General features: G+C 67.4%; 9 protein-coding genes. 6 read left to right on the top strand and 3 right to left on the bottom strand.

The features are described from left to right. Nucleotides 1-159 precede the first annotated feature (159 nt). The 4 genes from CYQ11_RS30215 (at nt 160) to CYQ11_RS07530 (ending at nt 8033) form a co-directional block, all read left to right on the top strand. Nucleotides 160-723, top strand: coding sequence for a hypothetical protein (locus tag CYQ11_RS30215; protein ID WP_243469266.1), 564 nt, complete (start codon nt 160-162; stop codon nt 721-723). A 66-nt stretch (nt 724-789) separates the two neighbouring features. Further along, a complete protein-coding gene (locus CYQ11_RS30210) occupies nt 790-5397 on the top strand; it encodes a LamG-like jellyroll fold domain-containing protein (protein WP_240003072.1) in 4608 nt (1535 codons plus the stop codon). Next, nucleotides 5394-7424 (top strand): RHS repeat-associated core domain-containing protein, encoded by a 2031-nt coding sequence (locus CYQ11_RS30205; protein WP_481135919.1) that lies wholly within the window; start codon nt 5394-5396, stop codon nt 7422-7424. Before CYQ11_RS30210 ends, CYQ11_RS30205 begins: the two co-directional genes overlap by 4 nt. Before the next feature lie 3 nt (nt 7425-7427). After that, nucleotides 7428-8033, top strand: a complete 606-nt coding sequence (locus tag CYQ11_RS07530) for an SMI1/KNR4 family protein (protein WP_240003070.1) — start codon at nt 7428-7430, stop codon at nt 8031-8033. A 67-nt stretch (nt 8034-8100) separates the two neighbouring features. On the opposite strand, the gene CYQ11_RS29445 is transcribed toward CYQ11_RS07530, so the two are convergent. The 3 genes from CYQ11_RS29445 to CYQ11_RS07520 are packed head-to-tail and all read right to left on the bottom strand — an operon-like array spanning nt 8101 to nt 8677. Then, on the bottom strand, nt 8101-8268 hold the full coding sequence (locus CYQ11_RS29445) for a hypothetical protein (protein ID WP_181143604.1): 168 nt from the start codon (nt 8266-8268) through the stop codon (nt 8101-8103). Further along, the gene (locus CYQ11_RS07525) at nt 8265-8489 is read right to left on the bottom strand and encodes a hypothetical protein (protein ID WP_099197354.1); all 225 of its coding nucleotides are present in this window, start codon (nt 8487-8489) and stop codon (nt 8265-8267) included. The genes CYQ11_RS29445 and CYQ11_RS07525 overlap by 4 nt, the downstream gene beginning before the upstream one ends. After that, a complete protein-coding gene (locus CYQ11_RS07520) occupies nt 8486-8677 on the bottom strand; it encodes a hypothetical protein (RefSeq protein ID WP_099197353.1) in 192 nt (63 codons plus the stop codon). Before CYQ11_RS07520 ends, CYQ11_RS07525 begins: the two co-directional genes overlap by 4 nt. A gap of 155 nt (nt 8678-8832) precedes the next feature. Between CYQ11_RS07520 and CYQ11_RS07515 the strand changes: the two genes are divergently transcribed. Then, nucleotides 8833-9978 carry a helix-turn-helix domain-containing protein gene (locus CYQ11_RS07515; protein ID WP_099197352.1) on the top strand — a complete coding sequence of 382 codons (1146 nt, stop codon included), beginning with the start codon at nt 8833-8835 and terminating at the stop codon, nt 9976-9978. Nucleotides 9979-10096: 118 nt separating this feature from the next. After that, nucleotides 10097-12406, top strand: a complete 2310-nt coding sequence (locus CYQ11_RS07510) for an RHS repeat domain-containing protein (protein ID WP_099197351.1) — start codon at nt 10097-10099, stop codon at nt 12404-12406. The last annotated feature ends 7 nt before the right edge of the window (nt 12407-12413 follow it).

Genomic DNA, 12413 nt, shown 5'->3' with positions numbered 1-12413 from the left:
TGGCGATAATTCGCCTCATCGAAGCGTTTCGTGACCTACCACTGGTAATGGAAGGGTAAATTTGGCCAGCTGACGGTCCGTTATGCCCCTTATGGATTTGTGTGAAGATCGCTTAAGTAGTAAACATGGGCGATTTTTGTTCACTCCATAGGGAAATTTGTGCGTTTCACGAGATACATAGCCTTCGTCATAGCCTTCGTCATGGCCTTCGCCATGGCTCTGCTATGCGGCACCGAACAGGTGGCGCTAGCAGTCGATCAATGGAACAGGAGCTCGCCCGGAGGCCCCGGTTCCCCCGACCAGCGCTGGGGGTCGGCGGCAGGCCGTGACCACCGGACCCCCGGTGGTGCCACCGAGGCCGCGGCCGCCGGCGGCCGCCCCGGGGCCCTTGAGGCCCCCGGACAACTGCCGGCCGAACACAAGCTGACCGAGCGTGAGCTCGGCGGTAGGCCGCAACCGCCCGCGATGGGCAAGGCCGAGCGGGCCACAGCTCCTGACGGCCCGGCCCCTCAGGGTTTCTCGGAGAAGACGAGCAAGGAGCTGCCGACTGGACGCCAAGAGCGCCGGCGCACCTTCCTCAACGAGGACGGGACCTACACGACCCGCTTCTACAACGAGCCCGTCAACTTCAAGGACCGTGACGGCTCCTGGAAGCCCATCGACTCCAGTCTGGTCCGCTCCACGCGCAGCCTCCGTGCGGCGAGCGCGGCCGGACCGCTGTAGGAGACCCGCTCGACCGCGACCGCCATCAGCTTCGCGCCCACGGCGGACGCGAGTCCGGTGATGAGCATGAAGCTGAGCGACGGGCCGTCGCTGGGCTACGGCCTGTCGGGCGGCGCATCCGTGCCAGGCAAGGTCGAGGGCAGCATCATCACCTACCCGGACGCGCGGCCGGCCACGGACCTGCAGTACGTCGCCGGCAGTGACTCCGTGAAGGAGACGCTCGTCCTCAAGAGCAAGGAAGCGCCGACCGAGTGGCGGTTCCCGCTCCTGACGCAGGGCCTGACCGCCAAGCTCGACGACCAGGGCGGCGTGGTCTTCACCGACAAGGACGGCAAGCAGCGCGCCCGGATGCCGGCGGGCTGGATGGAGGACTCGCACCTGGCGGAGAACGCCAACCAGGGTGAGGTCTCCTCGGGTGTCCGGTACGGCCTGGAGACGGAGAACGGTCATCAGGTTCTCACCGCCTCCCTCGACAAGGAGTGGCTGAGCGCGCCGGAGCGGGTCTTCCCCGTGAAAGTGGATCCCTCGCTCAAGAGCGTCGACGCCGCGTCCGGCACATACGTCCAGGCCCCGTACAACACTGACTTCTCCAGCGACACTGTACTGAAGGCGGGCACGTACGACGGCGGCACCCACAAGGCCGCGTCGTTCCTGCGCTTCGACGGCGTGGAGAGCTCGCTGAAGAACGCCTGGGTGCTCGACGCGAAGCTGGCGCTGTACAACACGTGGTCGTACTCCTGCGACGCACGGCCTGTGACCGTCCACGCCATCACGTCCGACTGGACCGAGTCGTCGACCAAGTCGTACCCCGGCCCGGCCACCGGATCCTCCCTCGCCTCCAAGAGTTTCGCCCACGGCTGGCGTCCGCCGAACACGGAGTCATGGGCCTGTGGAGCGGCCTGGGAGTCCATAGGTCTGGGATCCGAGGGACGCCAGGTCGTCGACGACTGGACGCACGGCCGCAAGAAGAACTACGGCCTCGCGGTCAAGGCGTCGGAGACGGACACCAAGGGCTGGAAGCAGTTCGGCTCCGACGACTACCCCGGCGGCAAGCCGAGCCTGGACATCACCTGGACCCGCTACGGAGCCACGTACAAGGTGGGTGACTTCACCAAGCCGGTGACCGCCACCTCCCAGGGCTCCATGAAGGTCACGGTCACCAACCAGGGCCAGGACACCTGGACCAAGGGTGGCAAGGTCCAGCTGCGCTACAACCTCTACGACGAGGCGGGCAAGGAGTACAACGACACGGCGCACGTCGCCTGGACCCCCCTGCCCCAGGACGTCGCGCCCGGTCAGAGCGTCACCCTCGACGCTGCGATCGCGGCTCTGCAGCCCGCCACCTACACCCTGGTGTGGACCATGGACGTCCTCGACGGCCCCCGGTTCACCAGTGAGGGCGTCCCGGGCGCGGCGATCAAGTTCGCCGCGGTCAACCTGCCGCCCCAGGTGACGGCCGAGTCCCCGGCCGGCGGCGCCGTGCTCAACTCCCTGACCCCGACCCTGTGGGCGTCCGGCAAGGACGAGGACCACTCCCCCTCCAGCAGCCTGCAGTACACCTTCGAGATCTGCGAAGTGGAGGGCAAGGACTCGCGCAAGAACTGCCGCAGCGGTTCCCGTGGCACCTCCCAGCAGTGGGCCGTCCCCGGCGGCTGGCTGTCCTGGAGCAGGAGCTACGCCTGGTACGCCTATGTGTACGACGGCAAGGACACCTCCGCCCGGCCCGGACCCGCGTACTTCACCACGCAGGTCCCGCAGCCCGCGGTGACCGCTCACCTCGGCGGTGACGGCGGCCGGGAGTTCGGCAGCCGGTCGGGGAACTACGCCACGGCCGCGACCGACGCGTCCTTGCCCACGGTGGGCCCGGAACTGTCGGTCGTCCGCACCTACAACTCGCTCGACCCGCGCACCGACAACGTCTTCGGCACGGGCTGGTCGACCCGGTGGGACATGCGCGCGGTCGCCGAGAGCACCGGCGACATCGTCGTGACCCAGGCCAACGGCACACGGATCCGGTTCGGCAAGAACGCGGACGGGACCTACGCCGCCCCGCCCGGCAACCCGACCACCCTCACCTCCGCCTCCGGCGGCGGCTGGGTGCTGCGGGACAAGTCCGCCACCACGCTGTCCTTCGACCCCTCCGGCCGGCTGACGAAGATCACCGACGGCTCGGGCAGGGAACAGCGCCTGACGTACACCGACGGCAAGCTGACCGAGGCCCGTGACACGCTGTCCGGACGGTCGCTCGTCTTCACCTGGAGCGGCGGCAAGGTCGCCACGGCGACGGCCCAGGGCACCGGCCCCGGCGCCGACGGCCTGACGTGGACGTACACCTACACCGGTGACCGTCTCACCAAGGTCTGCCCGCCGGGCGTCACCGACAAGTGCACGGTGTACGAGTACGGCGACGGCTCGCTCTACCGCAGCATGGTCCTCGACCAGAACCCCCTCTCCTACTGGCGTCTCGGCGAGGCCCAGGGCTCCGTCGCCGCGAGTGAGGCGCCTTCGCGCACCGGCCTCAACCAGGCCCTGTACCGGGACGTGAAGCCGGGCTCCGACGGAGCCGTGGCGGGCACGAGCGACAAGGCCGCCGCCTTCGACGGCACCAACTCGTACGTGGAGCTGCCCGAGGACACCCTCCGGACCTCGACCTCGCTGACGACCGAGCTGTGGTTCAAGACCACCAAGCCCGGTGTGCTGGTCGGCTTCCAGGACGGGCGCCTGACCGACGGCCAGCCGGGCGACTGGACCCCCGCCCTCTCCGTGAACAGCGCGGGCAAGCTGGTCGGGCAGTACTGGACCGGCAAGGTCCAGCCCCTCGTCAGCGGCAACGCCGTCACCGACGACACCTGGCACCACGCGGCGCTCACCGCCGCGGGCACCACGCAGTCGCTGTACCTCGACGGTGTCCTCGTCGGCTCCCTGACCGGACCGATCGACCACCGCAAGCAGTCCTTCACCTACCTCGGTGCCGGCTACTCCAGCGAGGGCTGGGACGGACAGGCGGCCGGCGTGCGTCACTTCACGGGCCTGATGGACGAGGTGGCGGTGTACCACCAGTCCCTCGACGCGACTACCGTGGCGGAGCACTACCGGGCTCGTGGTGTGTCGGGGCGACTGACCAAGGTGACCATGCCTTCCGGGCGTGTCCATTCCACGATCGCCTACGACGCGGGCACCGGGCGGCTCCGTGAGACCACGGACGACAAGGGCGGCATCTGGAAGGTGTCCGCTCCCGCCTATTCCTCCGGTTCGGCGGCTTACGCCGACACCGTGCGTACTTCCGGCCCTGTCGAGTACTGGCGCCTGGGGGACCGGAGCGGTTCCACCGCGGCCAACGCGGTGAACGGCGGGGCCGACGGCGCCTATCGTGACGGGGTGACGCTCGGCGCGGTCGGGGCCTTCTCCGACGGCGACGACGGCTCGGCGACGTTGGACGGCGCGCAGGGTGCCGTTCAGGTCCCCACCGACCCGCTCAAGGGTGCGGACGCCCTTTCCGTGGAGCTGTGGTTCCGCACGGCTAAGCCGGGCGTGTTGTTCGGTCTGCAGGACGCGGAGCTGGGCAAGGCGCCGACCGACTGGAACCCGAGCCTGCTGGTCGACTCCGACGGCAAGCTGCGGGGTCAGCTGTGGCATGGCACTTCGTGGAAGCCCATCGTCTCCGGGCCGAAGGTCACGGACAACGAATGGCACCATGCGGTGCTCACCGGCTCGGCGAAGGGCCAGTCGCTGTACCTCGACGGCTCGAAGGTGGGCAGCCTCGCGGATGCGGCCAAGCCGGAGACGCTGGCCTATGCCTACATCGGAGCCGGTTACTCAAGTGACAGCTGGGACGGTCAGAAGCCCGGAACCCGCTACCTCACCGGCCAGCTCGACGAGGTGGCCTTCTACACCAAGGAGCTGACGCAGGACACGGTGGCCGAGCACTACCGCTCGCGCGCCGGCCTGGTCTCCGGCGACGGCGCCCACTACCGGGGCACGGTCACCGCGGACGCCCCGTCCGGCTACTGGCGTCTCGCCGAGACCAGCGGCGACAAGGCCCGCAGCCAGACCGCGGTGTACGCCGGCGACGGCACGTACACCAAGGCGAAGCTCGGCACGACCGGCGCCTTCGGGCCCGGCGACGACGGTGCGGTGACCCTGGCCGGTGACGGCTCGGTCGAGCTGCCGTACGGCGTCATGGGCGGCACGCCGGCGATGTCGGCGGAGCTGTGGTTCCGTACCGGCAAGCCCGGCGGTGTCCTGCTGGGTCTGCAGGACGCGGAGCTGGGCAAGACGCCGACCGACTGGAACCCGAGCCTGCTGGTCGACTCCGACGGCAAGCTGCGGGGTCAGCTGTGGCACGGCGGCGCCGGAAAGCCGATCGTCTCGGGAACGGCGGTCACCGACAACCAGTGGCACCACGTGGTGATCACCGGCGGTGCGAGCAGCCAGTCCCTCTACCTCGACGGCACGAAGGTCGGCGCGCTGAACGAGCCGTCCAAGCCGGAGACCATGGCCCACACCTACCTGGGCGGTGGCTTCGCGAGCGAGGGCTGGGACGGGCAGAAGCCCGGCACCCGCTACTTCACCGGCGACCTCGACGAGGCGGCCTTCTACCCGAAGGAGCTGACCGAGGAGCAGGTGGCCGAGCACTACCGGGCCATGCGTAGCTCCGGTATGACTACGACCTGAACAACCGTCTGACGAAGAAGACCACCAGCGGAATCTCGGGTGCCGGAACGGAGGCCTACGCGTACGACAAGTCCGGCCGCATGACGTCCTGGACGAGCGACGGAAAGACCACGACCTACGCGTGGGACGACGCGGGCAACCGGGTCAAGGCCGGTGACGTCCCCGCCACCTTCGACGAGGCCAACCGCCTGCTCACGGACGGCGCCGGTCGCTACGGCTACACGCCGCGCGGCACGCTCTCGTCGGTCGACACGGGAAGCGGCAAGCGCTCGCTGACCCATGACGCCTTCGAGCGCCGCATCGCCGACGGCGACACCAGGTTCACGTACGACTCGCTCGACCGGGTGAGCCGCAACGGTGACACCGCCTTCACGTACGACGGCGGCTCCAACAACCTGGTCTCGGACGGTTCGAGCACGTACAGCCGGAGCCCCGGCGGTGCGCTGCTGGGCAGCACGGACGGCACGACCAGGCAGCGGGCGGTGACCGACCAGCACACGGACGTGGTGGCCGGCCTGTCGCCCGACGGCACGAAGGTCGTGGGCTCCACGGCCTACGACCCGTTCGGTTCGGTGCGGGCCAAGTCCGGTTCGCGCTCGTCACTGGGCTTCCAGTCCGGCTGGACGGACCCGTCGAGCGGCGACGTCAACATGGCGGCGCGCTGGTACCAGCCGGGCACGGGCCGTTTTGCCTCGCGTGACACGTGGCAGCTGGACGCTTCGCCGTCGGTTCAGGCGAACCGGTTCGTTTACGGGAACGCGTCGCCGCTGAACGGGACGGACCCCTCGGGGCACTGCTTCTGGGATGCATGTGCGGCCGAACTGATTGCTGGAGCAGCTGCATACGGCGCCTACACGACCTGCGTTCAGTACTGCGGCGGCCTGACGAGCAGTCTGAGTGACGCTGTGGACTGGACCCGGGACCGTTGGAACGATTGGGCATCCGACGACACTGATAGCGGTACGAACGAATGGACCTTCGAACTGGGCGGGAGGATCGTCGGCAGCATAGTCCGGGATTACAGCATCGTTCGCGGTATCTGGCGGTCCGTCAGGTCCATTCCTCGTTCTTGGGATGTCGATGAGGACGAAGGTGGATGGGGAGGAGGCGGATACGACGGCGGATGCATCCGGTGTGATGGCGGTTCGGGCGGGCCGGTCGGCACTCCTCTCCGCAACCCGCGGGGAACACGCAAGCGGCATGTGCAACCTCCCCGCCCCCCGCGCCCGAAGATCGACCAGAACCCCAACAACGGCAAGAACCCGAAGCCGGCCCCGAAGCGACCGGCACCGAAGCCGGACTTCGCTCCGAACGGCGGCTGGAATCCCGGCGATGTGGTCAACGCGGTCATCACTGCCGCGCACATTCTGGACCTGTTCAACGCCGACTCGTACGACCCGTCACAGGGACAGTGGGTAGACCCCAACCAGACGCAGACGGACAAGCAAGGGGGAAAGAATGGCGGTCGCTTGCGAAGTGATGGCCAGTGCGACGACGGGCCCGGAAGGAGCCCAAACGGCCACGCTACATACTTGCCGCGCGAGCGCTACTACGACGCCTTTGAGGGCAGCGAACAGTGCCGGGCTACGGGAGCTTACGGAGTGCTCGACATCAGTGACTACAACAAGGGCCGTAAGAGGCCGGGGACCAACACCAACACCTCGACCCAGCCGCCAGGTATGCGCGAGATTGATGCCCAGGGGCACGACCCGGCCAATGGTCATTTGATTCCTGCTGCCGCCACGGGTTCGGGAATCGACCTCAGGAACCTTGTTGCCGAGTACGAGAAGACTAACCACCCCTATCTCGACCATGGAGTGGAGAAGGAAGTTCGCAATGCAATCAAGTCGGGTAACCATCTGCAGATTTCTGTGGTCCCCCATTACGGAAGGGCAAAATCTGGGATTCCGACCAGCATCGAGTACAACTACTCTGTGATCGAAACAGGGGTGTCTAGGCGCTGTATCATCCATCAGTCTCCCATCGGTGGTACAACGACCGGCGACGCAGACTGCCCGAGGAGGTAGAACGTGAAGAGTGCTGATTATCTTGAAGCTGTTTTCGCCATGCTTGGTGAGGCCACCGGTCATGGGGCGAACCCGGGGGCATGGGAAAGCATCGAAAACTCGCTGGGGTTCGGGCTTCCCGCCGACTATAAGCAGGTTCTTGAAGCTTATGGACCTGTGAAGCTCAACGGTCACTTGTATGTGAACCATCCGGCTACTGTTCGATGGAATCTGGGAAAGTGGATCCGTGAGACAGTGGTGGCTTGGGGAGAGGTCCCCTGGGACGACGATATCGATGGGGACCCTCGGCCTGCACTCGGTATAAGTGAGATGAAGTTCGGTACCAGCGATGGCCTGACACCTATCGCTGGTACCGATCGCGGGGAGCTGATTTTTCTAGCCAGGGGAGCGTCTGGTCAGGAGTGGCGCATCTTCGTTGGAGACGGCGACGGGGAATTTTTCGAGTACTCCATCTGCTTCTCCGAGTGGCTTTATCGGTATCTTGTCGGCGAAGACATGGCCGGTCCGAACAGCTCTGCCTTTTACCCGGGGCCGGTGAAGTTTGAGGGCCGCCCCATGAGCTATGGCGAAGAGACGGCCGTCTGGTACGGCCCGGATCGCGGGATGTAGCGACCCGCGCTGCCGTAGCCGTGAAGCGACTGCCCGCCCCGGTTGGCCGGGGCGGGCAGTCGTGCTGTCAGGGGTGCGCCACGCGCAAGTGGACGCCCATGGTGACGGTCGCCGCTTCGGCGCCGGAGCGGTCGCCGGCTTCCAGGGCCTTGGCCCGTTGCCGCTTGATGTTCTGGCACTCAGCGCAGCGCGTCCCGGATGCGGGCCTCGGCCGGGCCGTCTTCTGGTTCGTCACCGGGCCTGCCTCCGCACGCTGCGGTGGTTGAGGTCCGCGACCTTCGCTCGCAGCTCGTCGTTCGCCGTCGCGGGCCGGACGTCGCACGACAGCGCCTCCCACTCCTCCCTGCTGGTGAGGTCGCGCAGCGACACCCGCCCGTCGCTCACCTCGACAACCTCGCCGACGCGGTCCCGTCTGACGTCGACCACCCACGTCCCGGCTTCGGGCGCGGCGTTCACCGGGTCACCTGCGCGCGGTGGGGCTGGCGGGGGATGAAGTTGATGCCGTGTGCGGAAACGACGACGGTGTAGGGGCGCTCGGTGGCCCTCGGACAGTGCGGGGGCTTGCGCCGGGGCGGTGGGGGAGTGGGAATCGGGGCGAGCAGCGCCCTTACCCGGCGGAACCAGCGGGCGATATGGTCGGTCATGTCGACGCTCCTTGTTCAGCGTTGGCCGCGCCCCGGGGCCGTTCACGCGGTCGCCGGGGCCCTGAGCGTCCATGGTCGGTAAACGCAGAGGGCCAGCGGGAGTTGACCGGCGTTGACTACGCTGGAAGTCATCAGTCAACACCCCGGAGCCCACCATGACGGAGTTCGCGTCCCGAGCCCGCGAAGCCTTGGCAGCCAGGGGCCTGAGCATGCGCGGGGCAGCGCGTGCGCTGTGCTACGACCCGGCGTACCTCTCCCGCGTTCTCAACGGGAAGCAGTGCCCGTCACCGCAGTTGGCCGGGGCGTTGGACGCGCTGGTCGGGGCGGAAGGGGCGTTGGCCGGTCTCTTGCCGCCGGGGGCGGCTCTGCGGGTGGACACTGCGCCTGAAAACACGGACAGCGACCTCGGCCATCTGCGTGCGACCGTCGCCTACTTGCTCGACCACGACAACCGGTACGGCGGAGACGCCATCGCGCCTGCGGCCGTACGGGTGTGGAAGACCGCGCAGCGCAAGCTGGACACCGGGTCCGTGCCCGACCGGCTGAAGTGTGAATACCTGACGGCGGTTGCCGAGCTCGCGCAGGTAGCGGGCTGGTTGCTGTTCGACGCGGGGCAGCAGGACGCTGCTCGCTCGGCCTTCCTCGAAGCGCGCATACTGGCCGGGCACGCCGGGGACCGGTCGAGGGAATGGTTCGTACTGGATCTGCTGGCCATGCAGGGTGTGGAGCACGGCCGCACGGGCGAGTCGCTGCGGATCGCGGATGAGCTCTTGTCCCAGCTCCGGCTTCCGCCGCGTGTCGCATTGATGGCTCGTGTACGCAAGGCGCGGGCGCTCGCAGACGCCGGCCATCGGCAGGGCGCGCTGAACGAGCTGAAGGCCGCCAGGGCCGCGCTGGAGGATTCGATCAGCCCTTGCGATCCGTCCTGGACCTGGTGGATCAACGAACTCGAGATCGCCGGGCACGAGGGCGAAGCGCTGCGTGCACTGGGCGATGACGGCGCCGCCGTCCCCCAGCTCCAGAGGGCGCACGACTTGAGCGTGGAGTTCCGGCCCAGCGGGCGGGGCGTGCTGTACTACAAGATCTCCCTGCTGTCGGCGTACACAGCGATCGAGGACTGGCCCGCGTGTGAGGCGATGCTGCACTCCCTGCCCGCCGTACTCGATGTTGTGAGCTCCGGTCGTAACCACCGCAGGCTGCGAGGTGCCCTGCAAGGCGTGACGCGCGCTCCCCACGCCCCCCACTGGCTGACCGACCTGGCCCGCGACGTCGCGAGCACACCCCAGCTGTCAGTCGCGTGAGGGGTCACCGTCTTCGTGATCTCGCCGCGGAGGCGCTCACCGCCGATGAGCGGTCGCGCATCGCGCGCTCCGTCGAGCTGCCCTCCCGGCTGGACAGAGGAACCGTGCCGACGGCGCCATGACGTCCCGGACGGACAAGTCCGGCACGTCGACGTACGGCTACGACGCCGCGGGTCGTCTGAACCGCACCGAGGACGCCGTGACCGGCGGCCAGACGACGACGGCCTACGACGCCGCCGGCCGCGTGCTGCAGGAGCAGTACGCGACCAAGCCCGCGGGCTCGACCGACTGGCAGCTCGGCGCGAAGCGGGGCTACGGCTACGACCAGCTCGGCCGCCTGACCGAGTCCAAGGTCACCAGTGCGGACGGCACCGCGCAGGTCATGTCGAACACCTATGACTACGACCTGAACAACCGTCTGACGAAGAAGACCACCAGCGGAATCTCGGGTGCCGGAACGGAGGCCTACGCGTACGACAAGTCCGGCCGCATGACGTCCTGGACGAGCGACGGAAAGACCACGACCTACGCGTGGGACGACGCGGGCAACCGGGTCAAGGCCGGTGACGTCCCCGCCACCTTCGACGAGGCCAACCGCCTGCTCACGGACGGCGCCGGTCGCTACGGCTACACGCCGCGCGGCACGCTCTCGTCGGTCGACACGGGAAGCGGCAAGCGCTCGCTGACCCATGACGCCTTCGAGCGCCGCATCGCCGACGGCGACACCAGGTTCACGTACGACTCGCTCGACCGGGTGAGCCGCAACGGTGACACCGCCTTCACGTACGACGGCGGCTCCAACAACCTGGTCTCGGACGGTTCGAGCACGTACAGCCGGAGCCCCGGCGGTGCGCTGCTGGGCAGCACGGACGGCACGACCAGGCAGCGGGCGGTGACCGACCAGCACACGGACGTGGTGGCCGGCCTGTCGCCCGACGGCACGAAGGTCGTGGGCTCCACGGCCTACGACCCGTTCGGTTCGGTGCGGGCCAAGTCCGGTTCGCGCTCGTCACTGGGCTTCCAGTCCGGCTGGACGGACCCGTCGAGCGGCGACGTCAACATGGCGGCGCGCTGGTACCAGCCGGGCACGGGCCGTTTTGCCTCGCGTGACACGTGGCAGCTGGACGCTTCGCCGTCGGTTCAGGCGAACCGGTTCGTTTACGGGAACGCGTCGCCGCTGAACGGGACGGACCCCTCGGGGCACTGCTTCTGGGATGCATGTGCGGCCGAACTGATTGCTGGAGCAGCTGCATACGGCGCCTACACGACCTGCGTTCAGTACTGCGGCGGCCTGACGAGCAGTCTGAGTGACGCTGTGGACTGGACCCGGGACCGTTGGAACGATTGGGCATCCGACGACACTGATAGCGGTACGAACGAATGGACCTTCGAACTGGGCGGGAGGATCGTCGGCAGCATAGTCCGGGATTACAGCATCGTTCGCGGTATCTGGCGGTCCGTCAGGTCCATTCCTCGTTCTTGGGATGTCGATGAGGACGAAGGTGGATGGGGAGGAGGCGGATACGACGGCGGATGCATCCGGTGTGATGGCGGTTCGGGCGGGCCGGTCGGCACTCCTCTCCGCAACCCGCGGGGAACACGCAAGCGGCATGTGCAACCTCCCCGCCCCCCGCGCCCGAAGATCGACCAGAACCCCAACAACGGCAAGAACCCGAAGCCGGCCCCGAAGCGACCGGCACCGAAGCCGGACTGGGATCCCGGCGGGGGCTGGAAGCCCGGCGACGTGGTCAACACGGTCATCACCGCCGCGAACATTCTCGACCTGTTCAACGGCGACTCGTACGATCCGGATCGGGAGCCGGGAGCTGCCCCTCGGTCGGCACCGGGCGCGGATCCCTCTCGCGGGGGTCGCCTGAACGGTGACCAGGACGACGACGATGTGGACTGCACGAAGCTCCTTGAGATGGACACCGTGTCAAAGGGTATGTCGGGGCCTGTGTGCTTCCGTGCTCCCAGCGGTGCCACGGCTGCTCAGATAGAAGAGCTGAAGGATCATATAGCCGCGATCAACGCAATTCCCGGCTACTGGTCCCCGAAGGGGCGGGTGTCCCCCCCTAAAGAGTTTGTCGGCAACAAGACGCTCAGTGCGGTCGCGACAGAATACCTGGTGAATCATAAAAAGGAACTGAAGGGAACCCCGTACGAGTATCGGACGGGGCAGGCTGCAGGGCACCTTCCAGATACGACATGGTCTGGGAAGGAGAAGCCGTACTGTTGGCACCAGCAGGATGGACGCGTTAATTCCACGGTCGGTTCGTATGCGAACAAGTATCCGGTGGGGTACAAGCCAACTGGCTTTTACTATGCGGGAGTGCGAAATGATCCCAGTACGTACACGACGGAATACGAATCCGGCTCAGTGTCCGTGGGTTCTTATGGACTCTGTAGCATCAGCAGGCTCCCCTGATGGAACG

Source organism: Streptomyces cinnamoneus (genome assembly GCF_002939475.1).
GTDB classification, from domain to species: domain Bacteria; phylum Actinomycetota; class Actinomycetes; order Streptomycetales; family Streptomycetaceae; genus Streptomyces; species Streptomyces cinnamoneus_A.
Note: the sequence above shows the minus strand (reverse complement) of the source record. Positions and strands in the feature narration are given on the sequence as shown.